Here is a 26,076-nt window from a genome sequence, read left to right as displayed (position 1 = left end):
TGGCGTAGGACGTCACGATTGGCGGAGTCCCACCATGTCTGCAATGGTCGTTCCACGAACAGTTCGCGGAGGTCATCAGTTGCGGACGCTCGGCGCGCGGGGGTCGCGGAGCAACACTCGAGGGGGTGAGACATGCAGGTCACGTTGGCATTTCAGGGAAGTAGAGGCGACGTGCAGCCCGGCGTCGTCCTGGCCACCGAGCTGGAACGACGTGGACACCGGGTGGTGCTCGCCGTTCCGCCGAACCTCGTCGCCTTCGCCGCGTCCGCCGGCCTCGATGCTCGCCCGTGCGGTGTGGACACCGCGGAGCTGCTCACCTCGCCCCTCGTGACCCGAGACATGGCCTCGCGCAACCCGCGCCGCCGGTTGGCAGCCGTCACGGCCATCACCGTCGCGGGAGGTCGCGCCGCGCGAGCCGCGCTGACCGACCTGGCCGCCGGCAGCGATGTCCTCGTGGGGTCGTCCGTCGGTCAGGAGAGCGCGTACGACGTCGCCGAGGTGCACTCGATCCCCTACGCACCCCTGCAGTTCTGCCCGGTTCGCAGCAACGGCGTCGCCTCCGTCGTCCCGGTACCGTCGGCCCTCCCGGGGTTCGTGCACCGCGCGGCGTGGTGGGCGCTCGACACCACACTGTGGCGCGCCTCCCGTGGTGCGCACACCACCCTCCGAGCAGAACTCGGACTTCCGCCCATGACATCCAGTGTCGCTGGGGCGCTGGCGCGTTCGGGCGTCACCGAGATCCAGGCGTACGACGCGGCGCTGTTCCCCGGGCTCACGGAGGAATGGGGCCCGGCGCGACCTCTCACCGGTTTCCTGCATCCCGACGCCCGCACTCGCGCCGCGGTGCAGCGAGCTGCCCCGGTCACCGACGGTCTCGATTCCTGGCTCCGCGCGGGCACACCACCGGTGTACATCGGGTTCGGCAGCATGACGGTCCCCGGCGGCGCGGCTCTTCTCGACGAACTCGTCGCTGCCGTCCGGCGTGCCGGGCGACGCGTTCTGCTCGTCGGCGGCTGGGACGACCGGCTGCTGCGCGAGAACGCCCCCGGTTCCAGCGAGTTCGGGCACGATGTCCTCTCGGTGTCGGCCGTCGACCACACCGCGGTGCTCCCGCAGTGCGAGGCCGTCGTTCACCACGGCGGCGCCGGGTCCACCGCCGCCGGTCTGCGCGCCGGTCGACCCACTCTCGTGTGTCACGTCGGTGCCGATCAACCCCTGTGGGGACGACGCGTCGTCGCCTCGCGAGTCGGCGCGAGCGTCGCCGCACGATCGGCATCCTCCGCCTCGCTCGATGCCGCTCTGGCCCGGGTGCTCCACCCACGGACACGTTCTGCTGCAGAGCGTCTCGCGGATTCCCTCGTCTCGCCCACCGATGCGGTCCGGCGGTGCGCCGACCTCGTCGAGGCGGCAGCGCAGCGCCGCAGGGCCCCGCTGCACCCGACCGCCTCGCGAACGGAGACCTCCCGATGAACCGACTGTCCCTGTCCGTCGTCGTCCCGGCATTCGACGAGGAGGAGTGTATCGGCGCGTGCCTGGACCTGCTGTGCACCCAGCTCGACTGCATCACCGAGATCATCGTCGTGGACAACAACTCCGCGGACGGCACCCGTGACATCGTGCGACGACATGCCACGGACCACCCCGAGATCCGCGTGGTGACCGAGAAGCAGCAGGGTCTCGTCTTCGCCCGGAACGCCGGTATGGATGCGGCGTCCGGGGATCTCGTCGCCCGGATCGATGCCGACACCCGCGTGCCCGATGACTGGGCGGCAACGATTCTCGACTTCTTCGCCGCCGACGTCGACCAGCACTGGGCCGCCGCGTGCGGACGCGGTGAGGCGTACGAGCTGCCCTACGGCGACGCGGCCGCCCGCATCAAGGCGCGGTGGTCACCGCTCGCCCGGCGGTCGCCGTCCACGCCGGAGGTCCGCGACGTTCCGGTCCTCTACGGCTCCAACATGATCCTGCGCCGCGAGACGTGGAAGCTGATCCGCGAGGACGTCTCGCTGCGCCGCGACGTCTTCGAGGACGTCGACATGGGGCTCTGCGTCCAGGAGTCGGGCGGGCGCAACGCCTTTCTGCCCTCCCTCACTGTGGGAGTGTCGCCGCGCCGAATGGAATCGGGAATGCGGTCCTTCGTCCGCTACATGGCGTGCCTCCCCCGAACCCTGCGACTGCATCGACGCCACGCGCTCGCGGCGGCAGCGCTCGTGCTGTACGTGCCGGGGGTGTCCGTGCTCCACGCCTGCCGACTCGTGATGATCCGCGCCTACGACAGCGACAGCGGATCCTTCTCCGCGCGACATCTCCTGCGCCCCCGCACCGATCGCGGAATGCCCTGAGCGCACCGCTCCACTTCCCGACCCTGCGATCTCGACCCGAACGGACGTGAGACCGAAGATGGAATTCACCGAGCTCGCCGATCACCCGCTCCCCCGGGGCGTGGTGACCGAGTGGATCCCCACCGTCACCGCGACCGACCGCTGGTATCGGGACGACCGACCACTGGCCTACACGCACGAGGAACATTGCCGTCACAGCCTCGCCAAGGCTGCCACGGGATCCTCGGACGAGATCGGCGCCGCCTGGATCGGGGCGGTGTTCGAGATCCACGACCGGTACGACGCCGAGGCGCTGCGTCGTGCTCTGCGCGCGTGGACCTCTCGCCACGAGACCTTCCGCTCGACGGTCACGACGGACGGCGTCGACGCCGACGGCGGCGCCCGTCTCGCCCGCTCCACCGTCCCGGAGGATGCGGTGGACGTGGTTCCGCGTGTACTCGGGCGTCGGCGCACGGGATCCGACGTGCACGCCGACGTCTCGGACTTCTTCGCCCGCACCCTGTCGCCGTTCCGGTGGCCGCACTGCGTGGTCGCCACGGTCGAGGACATCGCCCCGAGTTCGTCGACCGAGGAGGACGACGAGACGGACCGGTTCCTGCTCGTCTTCGGAGCCGATCACTCCGTCATGGACGCGTACTCGATGCTGTTGGCCGTCAGCGAACTCCGCCGGCTGTACGAGTTCGAGATCCACGCGCGCGATCCACGGCTGGCGGCGATCGGCAGTCATCTCGACTTCAGCGTCGTCGACCGGGAGACCGGTGACTGCCTGACCCCCGACCACGAGGTGGTCCGCACCTGGTCGTCCTTCCTCTCCGACGGCAGCTTCCCCCCGTTCCCCCTCCCGGTCGGCGCCGACGACGAGCACGGTCCCGAGCGGCAGAGCAGTCTCTCCCGGTACCTGTTGAGTGCGGCGGACACCGACGCGCTCGCCGCACACACCCGCGCGCGGGGTGCGTCCATGACCGCGGCCGTGGTCGGTGCGCTGGCACTGACCTCCCGCGACCTCGCGGGTGAACGCCGACTGCGTGTGACCATGCCCATGCACACGCGCTTCGAGCCCCAGTACGCCGAATCGGTCGGCTGGTACGTGGGAGTGGTGCCGGTCGACGTCCACGTCGACCCCGCCTCGGACGTGGACGACGCCGTGCGCCGCGCCGCCGCCGGCCTGGACGCCGTCAAGGGCTATGCACGCCAGCCGTACTCCCGTGTCGCGCGGCTGCTGAACGTGGACTCGGTGCCGCAGTTCGTGGTGTCCTACCTCGATCTGCGCCACACCCCCGATGCCGAGTCGTGGCCGCTGTGGAACACGCGCACACTCCGCAGTGCCACCGCCTCCCGCGACGAGGTCTACTTCTGGATTCTCCGCACGCCGCTCGGCCTCAGCATCGCGGCCCGGTTCCCGGGCCACGAGGAGGCGGTCCGCAACGTGCACGCCTACCTCGCCCGATTCCAGGAGGTGTTGCGCGAGTCCGCCGGCGCCGGCGTCGAGAGCGGGGCGGACAGGACGGTGCACGCATGATCATCACGGCGATGCGCAACTGGAAACCCGCACCCGGCGAACTGCTCGAGTGGCATCCGGTCGACGACGCACGGCCGCTCGTCGAGTTCGCACCGGTCGATCCCACCCCGCCGTCGTTCCTGCAGGAGAACCATGTTCGCGGTGTGCGCGCGGTGGCGGACCGGGGAGGCAAGCACACCGCGTACCTCGGCTCCGCGACCGAGGTCGCCGGAGATCTCGACGTCGCCGCGTTGACCCTCGCCTTCGAGCAGTTCCTCCTGCGCCACGAGGGACTGCAGACGTGGTTCGAGACGGACGGCGGCGCGGTCGTGCGGCGCCGCGTTCCCCCGGCGGCCGCGCGCCTGCGTGCCGTCTCCGCGGGCGAGTGCTCGGCGCCCGACCAGTTCCTCGACTACGTGCGCGTTCGGCTCTCGCGGGACGCCACACCCCTGAGTTGGCCCGCCGTGGCGTTCGGGGCGGTGGCGCGACCGGGGGGATTCACGCTCTACTACGGAGCGGACCACGCGTTCTCCGACGGCGCCTCTCAGGTCCTGGTCCTGGCGGAGCTGATCGATCTCTATCGCGCGGCGCAGTCGAACCGTGCACCCACCGACATCTCGGCGTGGACCGGAAGCTTCCTCGAGCACGTCGCGATCGAGAACGAGAAGGCCGAGGCCGTCGACGCCGACTCCCCCGAGCTGGCCGAGTGGATCGACGTCGTGCGAGCCCACGGCGGCGCGATGCCGTCCTTCCCGCTCGACCTCGGACTCGCACCGGGTGAGACCGCTCCCGTCGAACCGATCGAGATGGACCTGCTGGGCGCGGACGACACCGCGGCCTTCGACGCCGCGTGCCGGGAGGCGGGTGGGAAGTTCGTCACGGGCCTGTTCGCCGCGGTCGCGATCACCGATCACGAGCTCGCGGGCCGAGACGACTACGCCGGCATCACCGTGCTCGGTACCCGCCACCTCGGGGACTTCGCCCTGTCCCAGGGCTGGTTCTGCAATTTCGCGCCCGTGACGTTCCCCGTGGCGGGCACCGGCGACTTCCGCACCCTCGTCGGTCGGGCGAGCGAGGCCTACGCCCGCACGAAGGCCACCGCGGCAGCGCCGATCGGGAAGGTGCTGCAGCTGCTCTTCGAGTCCGGTGTCGGCGGCGCCGGACTGGCATCGAGCCCGCACCTGTTGTCCTACATCGATTTCCGCTGGTTCCCCGGCCACGGCTCCGAGGCCGACGACGACGCGATCCTGTTCACCGGCGAGGGCCGCACCGCGAACGCGTCCATGTGGTTCAACCGGGACGATCGCCACTTCTATCTCGGGTCGCAGACTCCCGCGACGCCCGAGGCTCAGCGGCAGGTGGCGCGATACCACCAGCACCTGCGGGAGGTCCTGCAGACGGTCGCGCGGGACGGGAACCGCGTCGTCGGTGGTGGCGCGTGCACGTGATCGGAGTGGACGCCTGGGCCCCGCGCCCGGGCGTCGTCCTGCAGTGGCTCGTGCGTTCCGACGCCGAACCCGTCCCGTCGACGGTCCCGCCGTCGTTCAACCAGAGTGCGCACCTCGCCGACGTCGACGACGGCAGCACGTGGCTCGCAGCATCGTTCGACGTCCCGGGGCCGCTGGACACCGATGCCCTGGAGCGTTCTCTCGAGCGGTTGGTCGCACGCCACGGTTCGCTCCGGACCGGGTTCGTGCGGTCCGACTCCGGTCCGTCACGCGTGAATCATCCGCAGGGTGCGCTCACCCTCCGACGACGACCGGACATCGCGGTCCCCTCCGTCCCGGAGGCCCACCGCGTCGTGCGCGGCGCGCTCGACGCCGCGTGCGCTCCCTTCTCCGCACCGGCCTACACCTTCCTCGCCATCGATCGTCCGGACGTCTCCACGGTGGTGTGCGGGTTCGATCACGCGCACGTCGACGCCTATTCGCTGGCGGTCGTCATCGACGACGTCCGTCGGGGCTATCTCGGCGAGCCGGAGACCGCGCCGGATCCGGGTGACTTCGTCGACTACTGCGCAGCCGAGTCCGCGGGCACGCCGATCGACCTCGAGGACGACCGGCTCCGCACGTGGGTCGACTTCCTGCACGCGGGCGCCGGCGCTCCGCCGCAGTTCCCTCTCGATCTCGGAGTCCCGCACGGGCGCACGGACCGCTGTGCGGTCCGCGTCGACACCCTGCTCACCGCACCGGAGGCCGACGCGGCCGAGACCGGGTGCCGGGCCGACGGGGCCAGCCTCTACGCCGGTGTGCTCGCGGCCATGGCGCACGCGGTACGCGACCTCGGTGGTGGCGCCACGGTTCCCCTGCTGTTCCCGCTGCACACCCGTCGATCCGCGGCATGGCGGTCGTCCGTCGGCTGGTTCGTCACCAACGCGCCGCTCGAGGTGGTCACCGAGAGCGACCTGAGGGCCACGATCCGCTCGGCCGGTTCGGCGGTGCGACGCGCGGTCGCGCTGGGCGAGGTGCCCATCGCCCGCGTGGTCGAGGCCGCGGGCGGACTCCGGCGCCCGCGCAAGGACGTCTTCATGGTGTCCTACGTCGACTACCGGTCGGCCCCCGGACACGACCTGCTGCGCAGCATCGACGCCCACCACATCTCCAACGTCACCGTCTCCGACGACGCGCAGTTCTGGATCTCCCGCACCGCGGACGGTCTCGCACTGCGGAGCCGGTTCCCCGACAACCCGACCGCCCGCACCACGATCGAGGCCTTCGTGGCCGCCGTCACGGACCACCTCGCACTCGTCGCCCAGCCGTGCGAGGCCGCCCTACGGTTCGCGGTGGACACCCGGACCGCGGCCGACGCGCCGGTCACCGTCCCCTAGAGTTCGGGGAACACCTGCACCTGGAGGAGACGCTTCGTGACATCAGCCGACGACCGGACCGAGTCCGGTACGGACGAGACCGCTCCCTCGGCGCCCTTCCTGCGCGTCGAGTCGGGCAACCCGACCGACGAGGAGATCGCCGCCCTCGTGGCCGTCCTGTCCGCCGCCACGGCCGACGCCGGGCCGACCGAGATCCCCGTGCTCGATCACTGGGGTCGCCCGTCCACCATGCACCGCGCGGGCACGGCCTTCTCGCCCTACTCGTTCACCACCGGGGTCACCGGACCGCGGTGACGGTCCGGTTCGTACTCGCGTCGCGCTCGCCCGCCCGCCTGGCCGTGTTGCGGGCAGCCGGGGTGGATCCGATCGTCCGGGTCTCGGACGTCGACGAGGACGCGGTCGCCGCAGCACTGCCCTCCGACTCCCCGCACGAGGTGGTGGTCACCGAGCTGGCCGCGGCCAAGGCGGCCGTGATCGCAGAGGCTCTCGCCCACGATCCGGAGCTGTCGACCGGCACCGTCGTCGTCGTGGGCTGCGACTCCATGCTGTCGATCGGCGGCGACCTCGTGGGCAAACCACGAGACGTCGCCGTCGCTCGCGAACGCTGGGCGGCGATGGCCGGTGCGAGCGGTGACCTGCTCACCGGTCACTGCGTCCTACGGCTCGACGACGGCCGGGTGACCGCACGCGGCGCGGCCCACTGCGGGACCACGGTGCACTTCTCCTCGCCGACCGAGCGGGACCTCGAGGCATACCTTCGCTCGGGCGAGCCACTCGCCGTCGCGGGGGCGTTCACCCTCGACGGTCTCGGTGGCTGGTTCGTCGACGGCATCGAGGGTGACCCGTCGTCCGTCATCGGTATCGGGCTGCCGCTGGTACGCCGGTTGCTCGCCGAGGTGGGTGTCGGCATCGCCGATCTGTGGGAGAGCGCCGCGGCGCATCGTGACGGGATCGACGACACCAGCGTCTGACGCCGTCCCGACGCGCGCCCTAGGATCGTGTGGTCACGCACAATCAGTTCGACCCCCCGTCTGACAACCTCAGGAGACGCACGTGTCCGTCGCGCCAGATCCCCACCCCGCCTTCGCGTCGTTCGCGCACCCCGAACGACTCGTCACGACGCAGTGGCTCTCCGCCAACATCGGCACACCCGGACTCAAGGTCGTCGAGTCCGACGAGGACGTGCTCCTCTACGACGTCGGCCACATCCCCGGCGCGGTCAAGATCGACTGGCATCTCGACCTGAACGACCCCGTCACGCGCGACTACGTCGACGGCGAGAAGTTCGCCGACCTGATGAACCGCAAGGGCATCTCGCGCGACGACACCGTCGTCATCTACGGCGACAAGAGCAACTGGTGGGCCGCGTACGCGCTGTGGGTCTTCACCCTGTTCGGCCACGAGGACGTGCGCCTGCTGGACGGTGGACGCGACGCCTGGCTCGCCGAGAATCGCGACACCACACTCGACGTCCCCGACATCTCCGGGGCGGACTACCCCGTCGTCGAGCGCGACGACGCCGCCATCCGTGCATTCAAGGACGACGTCCTCGCACACCTCGGATCCGGCCCGCTGGTCGATGTGCGGTCCCCCGCCGAGTACACCGGCGAGCGCACCCACATGCCCGACTACCCCGACGAGGGCGCGCTGCGCGGTGGACACATCCCGACAGCGCTGAGCATCCCGTGGGCGAAGGCCGCGGCACCCGACGGCCGGTTCAAGTCCCGCACCGAGCTCGACGAGGTCTACGGGGACGTGTCCGCCGACGCCGACGTCATCGCGTACTGCCGCATCGGCGAGCGGTCGTCGCACACGTGGTTCGTGCTGACGCATCTGCTCGGCTACGAGAACGTCCGGAACTACGACGGTTCCTGGACCGAGTGGGGCAACGCCGTGCGCACACCGATCGCGCGCGGCGAGGAGCCCGGAGCCCTGCAATGAGCGGAACACTGCCCGCGCCGCTGGCCGAGATCGTCGACGACTTCGCGGCCGTCGAGGGCCAGGACAAGATCACGATGCTGCTCGAGTTCAGCAAGGAGCTGCCGGCCTTGCCCGCAGGTCTCGAGCAGGCCGCGATGGAGCCCGTCCCGGAGTGCCAGTCACCGCTGTTCCTGTCGGTGGACTCGTCCGACCGGTCTGCGGTGCGCCTGTACTTCAGCGCCCCGCCGGAGGCACCGACCACGCGCGGCTTCGCGTCGATCCTGGCGCAGGGGCTCGACGGTCTTCCCGCCGACGACATCCTCGACGTCCCGGACGACTTCTACACCGAGCTGGGACTCGCGGCGGCCGTGAGTCCGCTACGGCTGCGCGGGATGTCGGCGATGCTCAGCCGCGTCAAACAGCACCTGCGGTCCTGACTCGCCGCTTTGTTCGGACAATGTCGCTCTCAGCGGTAGACTGAGGTACCGAGAGCGGCGTCCGGACGGGGCGTCGCGCCGGTGTGGAAGGACAGCCGAATCGTGGAGTTCACCGAACTGGTCGACTACCCGATTCCGGCAGGCACCCTCACCGAATGGATCCCGAGTGTCGGTCCGCACGCATCGACGCCGGAGGACGCGGGGTGGCTGCCCGACGATCGGCCCACCTCCTACGTGCACGAGGCGCACCTGCGTCGCACCCTGGCCCGGCCGTCCGCCGGTCGCGAGTCGTGGCTCGGCACCGCGTTCGACATCGCGGGCCCGCTCGACACCGCCGCGTTCCGGCGCGCGGTGCTGGCGTGGATCGACCGGCACGAGGGCATGCGGTCCAACGCCACCGTCGACCCCGACACGGGCCTGCTCTCGCGCGTGACGGCCCCGGTCGGTGCCACCGACATCTGGGTCATCCAGCAGGACGCGTGCACGCAGGCCGGCGAGGTGTACCAGCATCTTCAGCACCTGTTCGACGAGTACACGTCGCCGCTGGTGTGGCCGTCGTACGCGTTCGTCACTCTCGAACCCACCGGACACTCCGGCGGCGACGCGGCACCGGACCACTTCACCGTGTTCTTCGCCGCCGATCACTCGATCATCGACGGGCTGTCCATCGTGCTCATCGCGCACGAACTCACCCGCCTCTACGAGCAGGAGACCACCGGCGCCCCGGCAGGGCTCTTCCCCACCGGCAGTTACCTCGATTTCGGCGAACTCGAGCGCACCCTCTGCAGCGGGGTCGACCGGACGCACGACGCCGCCGTGGAGTGGGCGAACTTCCTCGCCGAGGACGGGGGACGATTCCCGTCCTTTCCGCTCGACATCGGACCTGTCCCGGAGGTGCCGATCCCGCAGGCCGGACTGTCCGCGTGGATCCTCTCGCCCGAGGAGGCGGACGCGTTCACCGTGACGTGCCGCCGCGCCGGTCCGGGCTTCTCCGCCGGCCTCATGGCCTCGATGGGCGCTGCGGCGGCTGCCGTGTCCGGTGCCGGGCGCTTCCGCACGGTCACCCCGATGCACACCCGTCACGACCCGTCGTGGGCCGCGTCCCTCGGCTGGTTCGTCGGCGTGGCTCCCCTCGCGTTCGACGTCGCGGACGGCGAGTCGTTCGGAGACGTCGTCGTGCGCGCCGGAGCCGAGATCGCACGCACTCGTCCGATCTCGCGCGTCCCCCTCGATCTCGTCGCCGAGGCGATCGACCTGCACGACACCCCGCGTTTCGTCGTCTCCTTCATGGACGTGCGCTTCGCACCCGACGCGCGGACGTGGCCCGACGTCAACGCGCGCGCACTGCGGAGCAGGAAGTACGACCACGACGTCTACCTGTGGGTGCATCGCACTCCGCAGGGCGTCAACATCTCGGCCCGGTTCCCCAGCAGCGAGGTCGCCACCGCTGCCGTCCACCGGTTCGTGGCAGAACTGCGGACCGTGCTCAGCGACGTCGTGACCACCGGGACACACCTCGTGCGGGCCCGGAGTGAGCTCACCCCTACACTCCGAAACTAGGATGACCAACCGATGGCGCGGGCGAAGGCCCGTGCTCGTCCGCCGGAGCGACACCACGCGACGGCCCACCCGACCTCACAGGAGGCTTCGTGCCCAGCCACGCCACTGCCCGCATCAGCAAGGTTCTCGTCGCGAACCGCGGTGAGATAGCGGTACGTGTGATCCGCGCAGCGGCCGACGCCGGCTACACCTCCGTCGCGGTCTACGCCGAACCCGACGCCGACGCGCCCTTCGTCCGCCTCGCCGACGAAGCCTTCGCCCTCGGCGGTCAGACCTCCGCCGAGTCCTACCTCGCGATCGACAAGATCATCGACGCCGCCGCCAAGTCCGGCGCCGACGCGATCCACCCCGGCTACGGCTTCCTCTCCGAGAACGCCGACTTCGCCCAGGCCGTCCTCGACGCCGGCCTGATCTGGATCGGACCGTCCCCGCAGTCCATCCGCGACCTCGGCGACAAGGTCACCGCCCGCCACATCGCCACCCGCGCGAAGGCCCCCTCCGTGCCCGGCACGTCCGAACCCGTCAAGGACGCCGACGAGATCCTCGCCTTCGCCGACGAGCACGGCCTCCCCATCGCCATCAAGGCCGCCTTCGGCGGCGGCGGACGCGGCATGAAGGTCGCCCGCACCCGCGAGGAGATCCCCGAGCTCTTCGACTCCGCCACCCGCGAAGCCGTCTCCGCCTTCGGCCGCGGCGAGTGCTTCGTCGAGCGCTACCTCGACAAGCCCCGCCACGTCGAAGCACAGGTCATCGCCGACCAACACGGCAACGTCGTCGTCGCCGGCACCCGCGACTGCTCCCTGCAGCGCCGCTTCCAGAAGCTCGTCGAGGAAGCTCCCGCACCGTTCCTCACCGACGACCAGCGTGCCGAGATCCACGCCTCCGCCAAGGCCATCTGCAAGGAAGCCGGCTACTACGGCGCCGGCACCGTCGAGTACCTCGTCGGCCAGGACGGACTCGTCTCCTTCCTCGAGGTCAACACCCGCCTGCAGGTCGAACACCCCGTCACCGAGGAGACCTCCGGCATCGACCTGGTGCTGCAGCAGTTCCGCATCGCCAACGGCGACGAACTCTCCATCACCGAGGACCCGGCACCGCGCGGACACTCCTTCGAGTTCCGCATCAACGGTGAGGACGCCGGCCGCGGCTTCCTCCCCGCCCCCGGACCGGTCACCACCTTCATCGCCCCCGAGGGCCCCGGCGTGCGCGTCGACTCCGGTGTCGAGTCCGGCTCCGTCATCGGCGGCCAGTTCGACTCCATGCTCGCCAAGCTCATCGTCACCGGCGCCACCCGCGAGGAAGCCCTCGCCCGCTCCCGCCGCGCCCTCGCCGAGTTCCGCGTCGAGGGCCTCGCCACCGTCATCCCGTTCCACCGCGCCGTCGTCTCCGACCCCGCCTTCATCGGCGACGGTCAGTCCTTCGACGTTCACACCCGGTGGATCGAGACCGAGTGGGACAACACCGTCGAACCGTTCACCGCCGGCGCCCCCATCGAGGACGACGAGAACGGACCTCGACAGAACGTCGTCGTCGAGGTCGGTGGGCGCCGTGTCGAGGTGTCCCTGCCCGGCCAGTTCTCGCTCGGCGGCAACGCTGCTGCCGGTGGCAACGTCATTCGTCGCAAGCCCAAGGCGCGCACCCGCGGCGGCGCCGGCGGCGCAGCCGCGTCCGGTGACGCCGTCACCGCACCCATGCAGGGCACCGTCGTCAAGGTCGCCGTCACCGAGGGCCAGGAAGTCGTCGCCGGAGACCTCATCGCCGTACTCGAGGCCATGAAGATGGAGAACCCCGTCACCGCCCACAAGGACGGCGTCGTCACCGGACTCGCCGTGGAGCCCGGCTCCGCCATCACCCAGGGAACTGTTCTCGCAGAACTGAAGTGAGCCGGCCGGACGCCCGCCCCCGTTACGCTCCTCTCATGGCCGACGACAGTCCGCACGTGAGAACCGATCGACGAGGGCGGGCGTTCCCGTCTCCCGGCTCGTACGGGCACGCGTCGTGACAGAGGTCCGGGCCGCTCTCTTCGACGTGTTCGGCACCGTCGTCGACTGGCGCGGGGGTATCGCCGAGGAGGTGCGGCGCTGGCTGGAGGAGTACGCCCCCGAACGCGACGACATCGATCCGGGCGACTTCGCGGACCGGTGGCGTGCGAGGTACCAGCCCTCGATGCAACCGATCCGGACCGGTGAGCGCCCCTTCACCAAGCTCGACGCGCTGCACCGCGAGAGTCTCGTGGAACTGCTGGCGGAGTACGTGCTCCCCACCGAGGCGGTCGACGATCTGACTCTGGCGTGGCACCGGTTGCCGCCGTGGCCGGACTCGGTCGCCGGTATCGCAGCCGTCCGCGAGTCCGTCATCGTGGCACCCCTGTCCAACGGCAACGTGTCGTTGCTCCTCGACATGGCCAAGCGTGCCGGCATCCCCTGGGACGCGGTGCTCGGCGCGGAGGTGGTGCAGGCCTACAAGCCGACTCCCGAGTCGTATCTGCGGACGGCGGAGTTGCTCGATCTCGCTCCCGGCCAGTGCCTGATGGTCGCGACACACAACGATGATCTCGCCGCCGCCCGTGGGTGCGGACTACAGACCGCCTTCGTGCGCCGCCCGCACGAGCACGGACCGCAGCAGACCGAGTCCGAACCCACCGACGACTGGGAGTTCGTCGTCGACGACCTCGAGGAACTGGGCAGGCTCCTACGGTCCGGTCACGCGAGCAGTCGCTCGTAGACGCCGACCTCGGACCCGAGTTCCCAGGCGCCGATGCCCTCGAAGGACGACAGCACGCGCTCGTGATTCCAGTCCTCGTCGACGTGTATCTCGTGCGGATTGCCCTCGATCTCGTGCTGCGGGTAGTGGACGATCGGGATCGACAGGTACGCCGCCCGCGTCGCGGCCGCACAGCACTTGGCCCACAGCGCCACCGCGTCGGCCTCGGTCATGTGCTCCGCCACGTCGCCGATGATCACCACGTCCGCCGTCGGCAGATCCACCGTGCGCGCGTCACCGAGGATGATCTCGTCGTAGTACTCGTGGAGGCGGTAGGTCTCCACGTACGGCTCCCAGATCTCGACACCGGTGATGCGGCAGAGCTGCGGTCCTGCAAGCAGTTTCGCGTAGGTCCCCACCCCCGGTCCGATGTCGAGCACGGAGACGGGTCGCTCGGACCCCAGGGCGTGGACACGGTCGCGGGTCCAGGACTTACCTTCGGACGAACTCATCGGCATGACTGTCCTGTGCCCAGCCGGGCCTCGGCGTAATCGTCAGGGGCTCGGGCGGTCGTGATCGCGACCCGTCGCGAGGTCCCCGCACTCGACGGTGATCACGTCGGGGTTGCCGCGGAGGAAGGTGCGGGCGCCCTGATCCCCCGTCGCCGCCTCCGCGACCTCCGCCCACCACCGACGCGCGAGCACCACGGGGTGACCGGGAGTGTCGTCGAAGGTGGCCCGCGCGATTCCAGTGCTCGCGGCGTGGTCGAGAACCCGCCCCACCACCTCGGCGCCGATGTCGGGGGTGTCCACCAGGTGCAGCACCGCGAGGTCGGCGTCGGTCGTCTCACATGCCTGCAGGCCCACCCGCACCGAGCTGCCCATGCCGGTGCGCCACTCGTCGTTCACCACGGCCTGCGCGCCGGGAGGCATCTCCGGCGCCGCGGCACCCACGACGACCAGGACCTCGTCGCACCCGCCATCGCGCAGCGCCCGCACCGCCAGGTCCAACCAGAGCCCGTCGTGCGCGAGGATCTTGGGGGCGCCGTACCGGGTGCCCGCACCCGCCGCGAGCACCACGCCGACCGTCGTCATGCGACCACCCTGCACGGGCTGCGTCCCCGGCGCCAGTGCGCGTCGAGCACCTCCCGGGCGCCACGTCCCACTTTTCGCACCCACGCGCGGGAACCCGCCCCCAGCGCCCGCGAGTGGAACACCCCGCGCACCCCCCGCCCCCTACTCCAGCCGCGCCTCGAGCTCGGCGATGCGGTCGAGCAGCACCTTCTCCCGCGCCGCAGCGTCGCGCTCGTAGAGCGCCCCCATCCTGCTCACGTAGTCCTGGTCGTAGCGCGGGATGATGCTGCGGGTGCAGTTCCAGTCGATCGCCTCGACGGAGATCACGACGCTGCGCTCGCACCGCGACTCGACGGTGCCGCCGGGCACCTGCCGAAGTCGCTCGAGCAACGCCGGGTCCGCACTTCCCTCGACCACCGTCGCGCGCCCGTAGATCTTCACGCGCTGGCGGCGCGGGTAGTCCACGACGATCAGCGCCACGCGGTCGTTCGCGTCGAGATTGCCGGCCGTCACGTACTGGTTGTTCCCGGCGAAGTCGGCGAACGCGAGTGTGTGGTCGTCGAGCACCTGCAGGAACCCGGCCGGCCCGCTGCGGTACTGGACGTAGGGCCATCCGGTCTCGGTGACCGTCGACAGGTAGAACTGGTCCGCGGCGCGGATGATCACCTTCTCGCGGCCGTCGAGTGCGTCGGGTCCGTCGTCGCCGCGTTCCGTCTGCGCACCGTAGGCCGTGTAGCTGCCCTTCGCGCGCTGCCGCGCCAGCGCCGAGGGTCCGAACACCAGGTGGTGATAGTGGTTACTCATCGCCCCTCACTCTTCACCACCTGTTGGCGGATCACCCAACGACCAGCGCGGACCGGTGCCCCGACTTTGTGCGGTCTCGACTGGCGGGGTGGCCCCGCATGGCGGAGTCTGATCGCACCGCACTCCGGTCACTCGCCGCCCTGCACCGTCGCAGGGCACCGCCTCAGGCCTTTTCGGCCCTCGCCTGGAACCAGGTCCACTCATGACTGTTCGCTCCGCCGTCACGCGGCGTCACCCCGTCGACGAGGTTCTCCCCGCCCACAAGCTGGCGGCCTACGGGTTCCAGCACGTCGTCGCCTTCTACGCCGGGGCGGTGCTGGTCCCGATCATCATCGGTGGGGCCATCGGCCTCACCAATGAGCAGTTGATCCACCTGATCAACGCCGACCTCTTCACGTGTGGCATCGCCTCGATCATCCAGGCGGTCGGCTTCCGGAAGATCGGTGTGAAGCTGCCGCTCCTGCAGGGCGTCACCTTCGCCGGTGTCAGCCCGGTCATCGCGATCGCGATGGCGAACGGCGGCGGGACCGAGGGCCTGCTGTACGTGTACGGCGCCGTCATCGTGGCGGGCCTGTTCACGTTTCTCATCGCCCCCTGGTTCAGCAGGCTGCTGAGGTTCTTCCCACCGGTGGTGACGGGGACGGTGATCGCCATCATCGGTATCGCCCTGCTGCCGGTGGCCGTCAACGACGCCGTCACGAATCCTGCGACCCACGAACAGGATCCGACCAACGGTCGCTGGATGGCCTACGCGATCGGCACGCTGGTGATCATCGTGCTGATCCAGCGATTCTTCCGCGGCTTCACCGCCACCATCGCCGTGCTGCTGGGACTCGTCATCGGCAGCGCCACCGCGTACGTGTTGGGCGACATGACGTTCGACGGTGTCTCCGAGGCGTCGTGGGTAGGGTTCACGCAGCCGTTCCTGTTCGGCGCGCCCAAGTTCAGTGTCATCGCCATCATCTCGATGATCGTGGTCCTGATGATCACGGCGGTCGAGTCGACGGGCAGCGTCTTCGCGACGGGTGAGATCGTCGGCAAGCGGATCACGAAGGACGACATCGCCGCCACCCTGCGTGCCGACGGCGTGGCCACGGTGATCGGTGGTTCCTTCAACTCGTTCCCGTACACGGCCTTTTCGGAGAACGTCGGCCTGGTGCGCCTGACGCGCGTGCGCAGCCGGTGGGTGGTTGCTGCCGCCGGTGTCATCATGATCGTCCTGGGCCTGCTGCCGAAGACGGCGGCCGTGGTCGCGTCCATTCCGTCACCCGTCCTGGGCGGCGCCGCGCTGGCGCTCTTCGCCACCGTGGCGGTCGTGGGCATCCAGACCCTGTCGAAGGTGGACTTCACCGACCACCGCAACCTCATCATCGTCGCGACGAGTCTCGGTCTGGCCCTGCTGGTCACGATCCAGCCGACCGTCTCGGAGGGTGTCCCGAGCTGGCTCGAGCTGCTGTTCTCGAGCGGCATCGTGCTGGGTGCGTTCACCGCGATCGTCCTCAACATCCTGTTCTTCCACGTGGGTGGCTCGCGCGGGGCGACGGTGGCGGGCTCCCCCGGCGACTCGATCACCCTCGACGCCGTCAACGAGATGAGCCTCGACGAGTTCTCGACGACGTTCGGCGACGTGGTGCAGGGATCGGACTGGGTGGTGCGTCGCGCGTACGAGCAGCGGCCCTACGCGGATGCTCATGCACTGCGGGAGGCGTTCCAGGATTCCCTGCTCGCAGGCACCACGGAGGAGCAGGTCGAGCTGATCAGCGCCTTCCCCGATCTGGGCAGCGAGGACGACACCGGCGCCGCGTTCGCCAAGGACCACGTCTCGCTCGCGCACCTCGGCGACGAGGAGCACCGCTCGGTGGTCGACCTGGCCACGGCCTACCGGGATCACTTCGGCTTCCCCCTCGTCATCTGCGCGGCCGAGACCGAGCACTACGACCGGGTGCTCGCCAACGGGTGGTCGCGGATGGAGAACTCACCGGGTGCGGAGCGGTCGTTCGCCATGATCGAGGTCGCGAAGATCGCGAACCACCGGTTCGACGACCTGGTCGCCGATGCGAATCCCATCGCCGCGGCGCGTTTCGGCAGACTGAACGACCTGTCCTGATCCCCACCACAGAAGGGAACGCTCGTGTTCCTGCACGAAGCACTCGGGCTCGACGGATTCAATCGGCTGTCCGATCGCGCCGCGATGCACGCCTTGTTCGAGTGCTGCTCGTCGTCCATCTGGGCGCGCCGGGTGGCCGTCGGTCGCCCCTTCGACAGCGCCGAGGCCCTCCTGGAACGCGCCGACAGCGAGTTGGAGGAACTGTCCGAGACGGAGATCGACCGCGCACTCGACGGTCATCCACGTATCGGCGCCTCGGTGACCGCCGGCTCGTCGTCGCAGCGCGAGCAAGCGGCCGTGAGCGAGGCGGACCAGGGCGTCAAGGACGCGCTCGCGGCGGGGAATCGGACCTACGAGGAGAAGTTCGGCCACGTCTACCTGGTGTGTGCGACGGGCCGCCCTGCGACGGAGCTTCTCGCTATCCTCACCGAGAGGCTCGACAACGATCCGGAGACGGAGAGGCGCGTGATGAGAACCGAACTGGCGAAGATCAATCGAATCAGGTTGACCCGCATGCTGACCGAGCGGACCGAACAGTGAGCGTCAGCACCCACGTCCTCGACGCGGTGCACGGGACACCGGCGACGGGGGTGGGTCTCGCGGTGGTCGACGAGCACGGCGACGTGGTCACCACCGGCATCACCGACGAGGAGGGACGCGCCAAGGAACTGCTCCCGGACGACGCGGTGGCCGGTGTCTACACACTCGTGTTCGACACCGCCGCGTACTTCGAGCAGTCCGGGACGCAGACCTTCTACCCCGAGGTGTCCATCACCTTCACCGTCCTCGATGTCGATGCGCACCACCATGTTCCGCTTCTGCTGTCCCCGTTCGCGTATTCCACCTATCGAGGAAGCTGACCCCATGACCGATCTGACCGGGAACATCGTCCTGGGAGCCAACCAGTACGGCAAGGCCGAGAACCGAGTGGTGCGCATCTACCGCGACACCGCCCGCCACGAGATCCGGGACATCTCCGTGTCCTCGGCACTGCGGGGCGACTTCTCCGCCGCCCATCTCGTCGGTGACCAAGGCGCGGTCCTGCCGACGGACACGCAGAAGCAGACCGCCTACGCGTACGCGAAGGAGAAGGGCCTGCTGCATCTCGAGTCGTACGGCCTCGATCTGGCACGACATTTCGTCGACGACGTCGAGCCGGTGACGGAAGCGCGCATCGAGTTGGAGGAGTACGCGTGGGAGCGCGTCACCGTCGACGGACGTCCGCACGATCACACGTGGGTACGCAAGGGCCAGGAGACGCGGGTCGCCTCGGTCACCGTAGCCGGCACCGGATCGGAGCAAAAGACATGGGTCACCGCAGGTTTCAAGGATCTGATCATTTTGAAGTCGACTGGGTCCGAGTTCGCCGGCTTCCTCGAGGACTCCTACACCGTGCTCGCCCCGACTCATGATCGCGTCATGGCCACCTCACTCGAGGCGCGCTGGCGCTACACCACCACCGACGTCGACTGGGACGAGGTGTATGCCGGCGTCAAGGCGGTGATGATCGAGCAGTTCGCCACCCTGCAGTCGCTCGCGTTGCAGCAGACACTCTTCGCGATGGGACGCGCTGCGCTCGAGGCATTCCCGTTCATCGCGGAGCTCCGGATGAGTGCACCGAACAAGCACCACTTCCTGTACGACCTCGACCGGTTCGGCGTCGAGAACAACGGCGAGGTCTTCCACGCCGACGACCGTCCGTACGGGCTCATCCAGGCGACCGTCGAACGCGAGGACGCCCCCGACGCGGGATCCGCCTGGCGGGGTTACAGCGTCGTCGGCTGAGGCCCGAGCACGGCCAACGCGACGAAGACGTCGGTGCGGTCCTCCGTCGTCCCCAGGTCTCGGTCCGTCAGCGCCTCCACCCGTCCGATGCGGTACCGCACCGTGTTGACGTGCACGTGGAGGGCGTCCGCCGTGCGGCTCCAGGAACCGTCGTGGTGCAGGTACGCCCGCAGCGTGTCCAGCAGTCCCGCGTCGGTGCGGTTGTCGTGGTCGAGTACCGCGCCGAGCACCCGCCGGGCATAGGCAGCGCGCAGTCCGTCCGGCACCACCGAGAGCAGGACGGCGGCGGATCCGGTGTCCGCGCTGGTCCGCACGGCGATCCGGTCGGCCGATGCCGCCGCCACCTCACGCGCATGCTGTGCCGACCGCACACATCCGACGAGGGCCGCGGCCTCCACCGCCGTACCCACGCCCACGGCGATCCGTCCGGTCACGGTGTCCTCGAGTCGACGCAGCGCAAGGGCGAGATCGGCGGCCATGCGGGTGGACGTCCGACCGGAAGGTAGCCCGACGACGCCGATCACGAGGTCCCCGCCGGTGACTCCCACACTCACCGCACCGTCGACCGATTCCCGCACCGCGTCGGTGAGCACCGCGGCCAGGACCTCGACAGCCAGATCCGCGGTGGCGGCCAGCGCGACGACGTCTCCTGTCACGTCGACGCCGATCTGTCGAATGCGTTCCAGCGCCTGCTCTCCGGATCCGTCGACGAGGAGTTCGGCCGCGCGGTCGGCCATGGTGCGCAGCACCCGCGCGCCGTCGTCGACGCGCACGCGATCGAGGGCCGCGATGCTCGCCAGCTGACCGAGCGCATCGAGAACCTGCCCGTCCATGCACTCGTGGTCACCGTCCACGACGAGGTACCACGCAGTCGCACGGTGACCGAAACTCGATCCGACGGGCAGCACGGACCGCACCGTGTTCTCGGTGACCACGCGGCACGGAAGACTCTGCGCCGCAGTGCGGACGAGAGCGTCCACCGCCTCCGTGGCCAACGGCTCGGCGGACACCACGGGCCGGCCCACCGCGGTGATGATCCGGCAGGTCACGCCCGTGTCCCGCGCCGTCTCGTGTGTGAGGTCCGCGAGCGCGCGTCCGTCGGTGACCGCGGTGAGCAATCGGTGCTGGCGGGCCAGACTGGCGGAGAGCCGCGCCACCCGATCGCCGGTCACCCGGCTGTTGACGGCATCGATGACGTCCGCGAACGCGACCGCCGACGGCACCGCCAGCAGCGGTAGCGAGTACTTCTCGCACGCACGAACCACGTCGTCGGGGACGGAACCGAACACTTCGTCGCCCGCCGCGAGCGCCACAGCGCCCGCCGCGACGACCGACCCCACGAAGGCATCGCTGTCCTCCGGCGCGCGGCGCCACACCATGCCGGTGACGACCAGCTCGCCGCCCACGATGTAGCGCGACGGGTCCGGCAGATCGGTCGCGAAGGCCCACCGCACGGTCCGACCGAGTTGGTCGTCGGTGCCGACGAGGCGCCGCAGCGCGAGTTCCGGTACGTCGAGCACGTCCTGGATCAGCACACCCGTTCACCCGCCCGCATCGTCGTTGGAGGATCCGACAGTAGGCGGCGCTCGTTTCGGCCACGTTTCGTCGGCGCGCGCCCTGCGCGGGTGGCCGACACGGTGTTGACTCGGTGACACAGCGAGGACAGGAGTACGACGTGCCGGACCGCATTCTCATCACGGGCGCCCACGTGATCACCGTGGATCCCGCCCGCTCCGAGTGGGCGGCGGGCTGGGTCCTGATCGACGACGGGCTCATCGCGGCGCTCGGCGACGGGACACCGCCGCCGCATCCCGACGGTCCGGAGGTCACCGTCATCGACGGCCGCGGTTGCGTCCTGACTCCCGGCCTCGTGAACACGCACCACCATCTCTATCAGTGGATCACCCGCGGTCTGGCCGCGGACTCGACGCTCTTCGAGTGGTTGACGACGCTGTATCCGGTGTGGGCCGGCATCGACGCCGACTCGGTCCGGGTCGCCGCGACGGGTGGACTCGCCCGGCTGGCCGCCACCGGATGCACCACCACCACCGACCACCTCTACGTCTTCCCCCACGACGGCGGCGACGTGTTGGGCGCCGAGATAGACGCCGCGCGGACGGTCGGTCTGCGGTTCCACCCGACGCGCGGATCGATGGATCTGGGACACAGTCAGGGTGGCCTGCCACCGGACAACGTCGTGGAGTCGCTCGATGCCATCCTGGCCGCGAGCAGCGCCGCGGTCGACCGCTGGCACGACTCGTCCTTCGGATCGATGCTGCAGATCGCCCTCGCGCCGTGCTCACCGTTCTCCGTCACGGCCGATCTCCTTCGCGAGTCGGCGACGCTTGCGCGCGAGCTCGGCGTCCGGTTGCACACACACCTCGCCGAGACCCTGGACGAGGAGGAGTTCTGCCGCACCAACTTCGGCATGACGCCGGTGCAGTACATGGAATCCGTGGGGTGGGTCGGGCCCGACGTCTGGTACGCGCACGCCGTGCACCTCGACGACGCCGCGATCGCGACCATGGCGGCCACCGGAACCGGGGCGGCCCACTGCCCCACGTCCAACGCGCGGCTGGGCGCCGGCATCGCCCGAGCACGCGATCTGATCGACGCTCGGGTTCCCCTGGGGCTCGGTGTCGACGGTGCCGCCAGCAATGAGTCGTGCAGCATGCTGGAGGAGGCGCACCACGCGGCGCTGTTCGCACGGGCGCGCGGCGGCCCGCGGGCGATGACCGTGCGCGAGAGTCTGGACCTCGCGACACTCGGCGGTGCCCGAGTCCTCGGGCGCGAGGACGAGATCGGCTCTCTGGAGGTGGGCAAGCTCGCCGATCTGGCGCTGTGGCGCATCGACGGCGCCGCCCACGCCGGCATCACCGATCCCGTCGCCGCGTTGGTACTGGGCGACCGGCCGCCCCTCGAACGGCTCCTCGTGCACGGGCGGGTGGTGGTCGAGAACGGGGTGGTCATGACCGTCGACGAGGAGACAGTGGCCCGGGACGTGGCGGCGGCGCACACGGCGCTGCTCACGAAGGCCGGGCGGTGATTCCGTGGACCTGAACACCGTGCGCGAGGTCGTCCGGGCTCGTACGCGGGGCGATCTCTCGGTCATCGACGGCGGCACGGCCGTGGTGGCAGGTGGGACGTGGGTCTTCTCGGAACCGCAGGTGGGGGTGCACCGACTGGTCGATCTGACGGACCTCGGCTGGGAACCCGTCGTCGTCGGTGAGGGGCTGGAGATCGCCGCGACGTGCACCGTGGACACGTTGCGTCGGATGTCGTGGCCGCCGCGGTGGCCGGACCTCGAGTCGCTGGTGGCCCTCTGCTCCGATGCGTTGCTCGCGTCGTTCAAGGTGCAGCAGTTCGCCACGGTCGGTGGGAACATCGCCCTCGGACTTCCCGCGGGATCCATGACCTCGCTCTGTTCGGCGCTCGACGGCGTCGCGGTGATCTGGACCCCCGACGGTCACGAACGGCGCGTGCCCGTCGCGGCGCTGGTCACCGGACCCCAGCGCACGTCGCTCGCACCGGGCGAGGTGATACGCAGCATCGAGATCGACGACGCCGTTCTGCGCTCCCGATTCGTCTGCCGCAGAATGTCCTTGGCACCTCGCGGGCGCTCCGGCGCCGTCGTGATCGGTCGCCGGGACGCCGACGGATCGTGCGTCCTCACCGTCACCGCATCGACGTGCCGCCCACACCAGCTGCGACTCGAGGCAGTGCCGCACGCCGAGGACGTGGCCGCGCTGCTGGACGCCGCGATACCCGCCGACCAGTGGTACGACGACGTGCACGGGGCGCCGGACTGGCGACGCCACGTGAGCGGCGTTCTGGCACAGCAGATCTGCGAGGAGCTGGCATGAGAGTGGGAGTCAACGGGGAGACCGTGGAGATGTCGCCGCGACCGGGCCAGTGCCTGCGCACGGCCCTGCGCGACATCGGACGGTTCGAGGTGAAAAAGGGGTGCGACGCGGGCGACTGCGGCGCGTGCTCGGTGCTGCTGGACGGTGCCGCCGTCCAGTCGTGCATCGTTCCGGCCTACCGCGCCGAAGGTCGGGAGGTCACCACGGTGGCCGGGCTGGGCACGCCGGACGACCTGCATCCGATGCAGCAGCGATTCGTCGACGCCGCCGGATTCCAGTGCGGTTTCTGCACGGCCGGCATGATCGTCACCGCCGCCGCCCTCACCGACGAGCAGACCAAGGATCTGGACACCTCGCTCAAGGGAAACCTGTGTCGCTGCACCGGGTATCGGGCGATCACCGACGCGGTCACGGGTGTGCGCACCATCGAGAAGTCCACCGAGGGACCGGCGTGCGGACGCTCCGTCGCCGCACCGGCCAGCGCTCGCGTCGTCACGGGAACGGAGCCCTACACGCTCGACGTCGCGATGCCGGGTCTACTGCATCTGTCGGTGCTGGGGAGCCCCCACGCCCGTGCGCGCATCGTCTCGATCGACACGTCGGCCGCGCTGGCCGTCGAGGGCGTGGTCGCGGTGCTCACCCACGAGGACGCGCCGCCCGTCGCCTTCTCCACCGCACGCCACGAGTCACGGGACGACGATCCCGACGACACTCTCGTTCTGGATCGCGAGCTCCGCTACGTCGGGCAGCGGGTGGCGGCGGTGATCGCCGAGTCGGTGGCCGCCGCGGAGGAGGGCAGACGGCGCCTCGTCGTCGAGTACGAGGTGCTGCCCGCCGTGCTGCATCCCGCGGACGCGCTCGCACCGGGAGCCCCGATCGTCCACGCCGGCAAGGGTCCCGAGGCCAGGATCGCGGACGTCGAGCGCAACGTCGTGGCCGAGGTGAGCGGTACGACCGGCGACGTCGAGGCGGGCCTGGCGGCCGCGGACGCCGTGGTGACCGGAACGTGGCGCACCGCCCGCGTGCAGCACACTCACCTCGAGACGCACGGTGCGATCGCCTGGTTCGCGGAAGACGGGCGCCTGACCGTCCGCACGAGCTCGCAGGTCCCGTTCCTCGTACGGGACGAGCTGTGTCACATCTTCGACCTCGATCCCGACACCGTGCGGGTGTTCACGACGCGGGTCGGTGGCGGGTTCGGCGCCAAACAGGAGATGCTCACCGAGGATCTCGTGACGCTCGCCGCTCTGACGGTGCGTCGACCGGTACAGCTCGAGTTCTCCCGTGCCGACCAGTTCACCGTCGCGCCCTGTCGGCATCCCATGGAGGTGTCGGTCACCGCAGCCGCCACGGCCGACGGCACGCTCACCGCGCTGACCCTCGACGTGCTGAGCGATGCCGGCGCCTACGGCAACCACAGTCCCGGTGTGCTGCACCATTCCACCGACTCGATCGCCCTCTACCGCTGCGCGGCCAAGCGCGTCGAGGCGAGAGCGGTGTACACGAACACGATTCCGTCCGGCGCGTTCCGCGGATACGGCGTCGGGCAGACCGGTTTCGCCGTCGAGTCGGCGCTCGACGAGTTGGCGCACCGATTGCACATCGATCCGATCGAGTTCCGGCGTCGCAACGTCGTCGTGCCGGGTGATCCGTTCGTCGCCGCGCACGTCCTCGACGGCGACCTCCTGTTCGGCAGTTACGGACTCGACCAGTGCCTCGATCTCGTGGACGAGGCACTCGCCGAGCCCGGATCGCCGGCGCCCGACGGATGGCAGGTGGGCGTCGGCGTGGCCATCGGCATGAATGCCACCGTGCCGCCGCGCGGCCACGTCTCCGACGCGTCGATCACCGCTCTGCCCGGAGCGCGCTACCTGGTGCGCGTCGGCACCGCCGAGTTCGGTAACGGCACCACGACGGTGCACGGTCAGATCGCGGCGTCGATCCTGAACACGACCGTCGACCGCATCGAGATCGCACAGTCCGACACCGACGTCACCTCCCACGACACGGGCGCCTTCGGGTCGGCGGGCACGGTGGTCGCCGGCAAGGCTGTCGCACTCGCCGCGGAGTCGTTGCGCGAGCGCATCATCGGTGCCGCATCGAGCCTGACCGGATCGCTGCCGACGCAGGGCGTGCTCGGTCCGGAGGGCGTCACGGTGGACGGCGCACTGTGCTCCCTCGACGAAATCGTCGCGGCCCACGACGGACCGTTGGCGGCGGACGGGTACCACGGCGGATCGCCTCGCTCGGTGGTGTTCAACGTCCACGGGTTTCGGGTCGCGGTCGACCCCGGGAGCGGCCGCGTCGCGATCCTGGACTCGGTGCAGGCCGTCGACGCCGGCACGGTGATGAATCCGGTGCAGTGCCGTGGGCAGGTGGAAGGTGGTGTGGCGCAGGCGCTGGGCGCGGCACTGTACGAGGAGATGAGGCTCGACGAGACGGGGCACGTGACCACAGCGTCGCTACGGAATTACCACATCCCGCAACTCGCCGACGTTCCGACGACCCGAGTGTTGTTCGCGGACACCTATGACGCGCTCGGGCCGCTGGGTGCCAAGTCGATGAGCGAGTCCCCGTACAACCCCGTCGCACCGGCGTTGGCCAATGCCGTCACGGACGCCGTCGGCGTACGGCCGCACGCACTGCCGATGTCGGCGGACCGCGTCTGGAGAATGCTGCAGCGCGATCAGGAGTCGTAGAAGGTCTGCAGAATGATGGTACTGCGGGTCTGCACGTTGGCAGTGGTCCGGATCTGCTGCAGGAGTCGCTCGAGATCCCGCGGTGACGCGACGCGGACCAGCAGCACATAGCTGTCCTCCCCCGCCACGGAATGGCACGCCTGCACCTCGGGCAGCGGCCGCAGACGCGCGGGCGCGTCGTCGGGCGCCGTCGGATCCAAGGGGGTGATGGCCACGAACGCCGACAGTGGCTGGCCGATGGCCTCCCGATCGACGCGCGCGGTGTATCCGAGGATGACCCCGGACGACTCGAGCCTGCGCACTCGTGACTGCACGGCCGAGACCGAGAGGCCCGCCCGCTCCGCGAGGTGAGCGAGAGTCGCGCGGCCGTCGGTGATCAGTTCCTCCACCAGCACGCGATCGGTGGCGTCCAGATCGTCCGAGCGGACGGACTTGCCTCGTGCACCGGTCATGGGCGC

General features: G+C 70.0%; 24 protein-coding genes. 19 read left to right on the top strand and 5 right to left on the bottom strand.

The genetic code is table 11. The features are described from left to right. Positions 1-132: 132 nt before the first annotated feature. The 12 genes from ASG69_RS14040 (at position 133) to ASG69_RS13985 (ending at position 13,308) form a co-directional block, all read left to right on the top strand. Positions 133-1,470, top strand: coding sequence for a glycosyltransferase (locus ASG69_RS14040; RefSeq protein WP_082544644.1), 1,338 nt, complete (start codon positions 133-135; stop codon positions 1,468-1,470). Continuing rightward, positions 1,467-2,342 (top strand): glycosyltransferase family 2 protein, encoded by an 876-nt coding sequence (locus ASG69_RS14035; RefSeq protein WP_056447737.1) that lies wholly within the window; start codon positions 1,467-1,469, stop codon positions 2,340-2,342. Before ASG69_RS14040 ends, ASG69_RS14035 begins: the two co-directional genes overlap by 4 nt. Positions 2,343-2,400: 58 nt before the next feature. Further along, entirely contained in the window at positions 2,401-3,861 is a 1,461-nt protein-coding gene (locus ASG69_RS14030; RefSeq protein ID WP_056447735.1) for a condensation domain-containing protein, read from the top strand. Further along, entirely contained in the window at positions 3,858-5,288 is a 1,431-nt protein-coding gene (locus ASG69_RS14025; RefSeq protein WP_056447733.1) for a condensation domain-containing protein, read from the top strand. Before ASG69_RS14030 ends, ASG69_RS14025 begins: the two co-directional genes overlap by 4 nt. After that, positions 5,279-6,667 (top strand): condensation domain-containing protein, encoded by a 1,389-nt coding sequence (locus ASG69_RS14020; RefSeq protein ID WP_056447732.1) that lies wholly within the window; start codon positions 5,279-5,281, stop codon positions 6,665-6,667. Before ASG69_RS14025 ends, ASG69_RS14020 begins: the two co-directional genes overlap by 10 nt. 36 nt (positions 6,668-6,703) lie before the next feature. Continuing rightward, on the top strand, positions 6,704-6,961 hold the full coding sequence (locus ASG69_RS14015) for an acyl-CoA carboxylase subunit epsilon (RefSeq protein ID WP_027506905.1): 258 nt from the start codon (positions 6,704-6,706) through the stop codon (positions 6,959-6,961). Continuing rightward, positions 6,958-7,638, top strand: a complete 681-nt coding sequence (locus ASG69_RS14010) for a Maf family protein (protein ID WP_056447730.1) — start codon at positions 6,958-6,960, stop codon at positions 7,636-7,638. The genes ASG69_RS14015 and ASG69_RS14010 overlap by 4 nt, the downstream gene beginning before the upstream one ends. Positions 7,639-7,720: 82 nt before the next feature. Then, positions 7,721-8,608 (top strand): sulfurtransferase, encoded by an 888-nt coding sequence (locus ASG69_RS14005; protein ID WP_027506907.1) that lies wholly within the window; start codon positions 7,721-7,723, stop codon positions 8,606-8,608. Next, positions 8,605-9,024: a SufE family protein gene (locus tag ASG69_RS14000; RefSeq protein WP_037186768.1), complete on the top strand. Its 420-nt coding sequence runs from the start codon at positions 8,605-8,607 to the stop codon at positions 9,022-9,024. Before ASG69_RS14005 ends, ASG69_RS14000 begins: the two co-directional genes overlap by 4 nt. Before the next feature lie 102 nt (positions 9,025-9,126). After that, the gene (locus ASG69_RS13995; RefSeq protein WP_056448030.1) at positions 9,127-10,584 is read left to right on the top strand and encodes a condensation domain-containing protein; all 1,458 of its coding nucleotides are present in this window, start codon (positions 9,127-9,129) and stop codon (positions 10,582-10,584) included. Positions 10,585-10,673: 89 nt separating this feature from the next. Next, on the top strand, positions 10,674-12,467 hold the full coding sequence (locus ASG69_RS13990; RefSeq protein ID WP_056447728.1) for an acetyl/propionyl/methylcrotonyl-CoA carboxylase subunit alpha: 1,794 nt from the start codon (positions 10,674-10,676) through the stop codon (positions 12,465-12,467). Positions 12,468-12,582: 115 nt separating this feature from the next. Further along, on the top strand, positions 12,583-13,308 hold the full coding sequence (locus ASG69_RS13985) for a haloacid dehalogenase type II (RefSeq protein ID WP_056447726.1): 726 nt from the start codon (positions 12,583-12,585) through the stop codon (positions 13,306-13,308). On the opposite strand, the gene ASG69_RS13980 is transcribed toward ASG69_RS13985, so the two are convergent. The 3 genes from ASG69_RS13980 to ASG69_RS13970 all read right to left on the bottom strand — a co-directional run bounded on the left by ASG69_RS13980 (position 13,287) and on the right by ASG69_RS13970 (position 15,164). After that, positions 13,287-13,799, bottom strand: a complete 513-nt coding sequence (locus ASG69_RS13980) for a class I SAM-dependent methyltransferase (RefSeq protein WP_162246784.1) — start codon at positions 13,797-13,799, stop codon at positions 13,287-13,289. The two genes, ASG69_RS13985 and ASG69_RS13980, sit on opposite strands and share 22 nt — an antisense overlap. Before the next feature lie 42 nt (positions 13,800-13,841). Then, entirely contained in the window at positions 13,842-14,381 is a 540-nt protein-coding gene (locus tag ASG69_RS13975) for a nucleotidyltransferase family protein (RefSeq protein ID WP_027503681.1), read from the bottom strand. A 141-nt stretch (positions 14,382-14,522) separates the two neighbouring features. After that, positions 14,523-15,164 carry a pyridoxamine 5'-phosphate oxidase family protein gene (locus ASG69_RS13970; protein ID WP_056447722.1) on the bottom strand — a complete coding sequence of 214 codons (642 nt, stop codon included), beginning with the start codon at positions 15,162-15,164 and terminating at the stop codon, positions 14,523-14,525. 202 nt (positions 15,165-15,366) lie between these two features. Between ASG69_RS13970 and ASG69_RS13965 the strand changes: the two genes are divergently transcribed. Genes ASG69_RS13965 through pucL form a run of 4 tightly spaced genes read left to right on the top strand, consistent with a single transcriptional unit; the run spans position 15,367 to position 19,056 of the window. Then, complete coding sequence (locus tag ASG69_RS13965) at positions 15,367-17,271, top strand: solute carrier family 23 protein (RefSeq protein ID WP_056447720.1); 1,905 nt, start codon at positions 15,367-15,369, stop codon at positions 17,269-17,271. Positions 17,272-17,301: 30 nt separating this feature from the next. Further along, entirely contained in the window at positions 17,302-17,811 is a 510-nt protein-coding gene (gene uraD, locus ASG69_RS13960) for a 2-oxo-4-hydroxy-4-carboxy-5-ureidoimidazoline decarboxylase (protein ID WP_082544657.1), read from the top strand. Next, positions 17,808-18,131, top strand: coding sequence for a hydroxyisourate hydrolase (gene uraH / locus ASG69_RS13955; RefSeq protein ID WP_027503685.1), 324 nt, complete (start codon positions 17,808-17,810; stop codon positions 18,129-18,131). The genes uraD and uraH overlap by 4 nt, the downstream gene beginning before the upstream one ends. 4 nt (positions 18,132-18,135) lie before the next feature. Further along, a complete protein-coding gene (pucL, locus tag ASG69_RS13950) occupies positions 18,136-19,056 on the top strand; it encodes a factor-independent urate hydroxylase (protein WP_056447718.1) in 921 nt (306 codons plus the stop codon). Here pucL and ASG69_RS13945 read toward each other — a convergent pair. After that, entirely contained in the window at positions 19,038-20,591 is a 1,554-nt protein-coding gene (locus ASG69_RS13945; protein ID WP_056447716.1) for a PucR family transcriptional regulator, read from the bottom strand. The genes pucL and ASG69_RS13945 overlap by 19 nt on opposite strands. A gap of 113 nt (positions 20,592-20,704) precedes the next feature. Here ASG69_RS13945 and ASG69_RS13940 point away from each other — a divergent pair, with 113 nt between their 5' ends. From ASG69_RS13940 to ASG69_RS13930, 3 genes are read left to right on the top strand one after another with little or no spacing between them, the layout of a single operon-like run. Then, positions 20,705-22,102, top strand: coding sequence for an 8-oxoguanine deaminase (locus ASG69_RS13940; protein ID WP_235578960.1), 1,398 nt, complete (start codon positions 20,705-20,707; stop codon positions 22,100-22,102). Between the two features lie 4 nt (positions 22,103-22,106). Further along, positions 22,107-22,919: an FAD binding domain-containing protein gene (locus ASG69_RS13935; RefSeq protein ID WP_056447714.1), complete on the top strand. Its 813-nt coding sequence runs from the start codon at positions 22,107-22,109 to the stop codon at positions 22,917-22,919. Next, positions 22,916-25,618 carry a molybdopterin-dependent oxidoreductase gene (locus ASG69_RS13930; protein WP_056447711.1) on the top strand — a complete coding sequence of 901 codons (2,703 nt, stop codon included), beginning with the start codon at positions 22,916-22,918 and terminating at the stop codon, positions 25,616-25,618. The genes ASG69_RS13935 and ASG69_RS13930 overlap by 4 nt, the downstream gene beginning before the upstream one ends. On the opposite strand, the gene ASG69_RS13925 is transcribed toward ASG69_RS13930, so the two are convergent. Next, positions 25,606-26,070: an Lrp/AsnC family transcriptional regulator gene (locus ASG69_RS13925; protein WP_027503691.1), complete on the bottom strand. Its 465-nt coding sequence runs from the start codon at positions 26,068-26,070 to the stop codon at positions 25,606-25,608. The genes ASG69_RS13930 and ASG69_RS13925 overlap by 13 nt on opposite strands. Positions 26,071-26,076: the final 6 nt, after the last annotated feature.

This window comes from Rhodococcus sp. Leaf225, from assembly GCF_001426145.1.
Classification (GTDB): Bacteria; Actinomycetota; Actinomycetes; order Mycobacteriales; family Mycobacteriaceae; genus Rhodococcoides.
The sequence above is the reverse complement of the archived record's forward strand: the minus strand, read 5'-3'. Positions and strand labels throughout refer to the sequence as shown.

Coding starts and splice junctions, on each gene's coding strand:
- ASG69_RS14040 (WP_082544644.1), top strand. CDS start 133: ATGCAGGTCACGTTGGCATTTCAGGGAAGTAGAGGCGACGTGCAGCCC.
- ASG69_RS14035 (WP_056447737.1), top strand. CDS start 1,467: ATGAACCGACTGTCCCTGTCCGTCGTCGTCCCGGCATTCGACGAGGAG.
- ASG69_RS14030 (WP_056447735.1), top strand. CDS start 2,401: ATGGAATTCACCGAGCTCGCCGATCACCCGCTCCCCCGGGGCGTGGTG.
- ASG69_RS14025 (WP_056447733.1), top strand. CDS start 3,858: ATGATCATCACGGCGATGCGCAACTGGAAACCCGCACCCGGCGAACTG.
- ASG69_RS14000 (WP_037186768.1), top strand. CDS start 8,605: ATGAGCGGAACACTGCCCGCGCCGCTGGCCGAGATCGTCGACGACTTC.
- ASG69_RS13980 (WP_162246784.1), bottom strand. CDS start 13,799: ATGAGTTCGTCCGAAGGTAAGTCCTGGACCCGCGACCGTGTCCACGCC.
- ASG69_RS13975 (WP_027503681.1), bottom strand. CDS start 14,381: ATGACGACGGTCGGCGTGGTGCTCGCGGCGGGTGCGGGCACCCGGTAC.
- ASG69_RS13970 (WP_056447722.1), bottom strand. CDS start 15,164: ATGAGTAACCACTATCACCACCTGGTGTTCGGACCCTCGGCGCTGGCG.
- ASG69_RS13965 (WP_056447720.1), top strand. CDS start 15,367: ATGACTGTTCGCTCCGCCGTCACGCGGCGTCACCCCGTCGACGAGGTT.
- pucL (WP_056447718.1), top strand. CDS start 18,136: ATGACCGATCTGACCGGGAACATCGTCCTGGGAGCCAACCAGTACGGC.
- ASG69_RS13930 (WP_056447711.1), top strand. CDS start 22,916: ATGAGAGTGGGAGTCAACGGGGAGACCGTGGAGATGTCGCCGCGACCG.
- ASG69_RS13925 (WP_027503691.1), bottom strand. CDS start 26,070: ATGACCGGTGCACGAGGCAAGTCCGTCCGCTCGGACGATCTGGACGCC.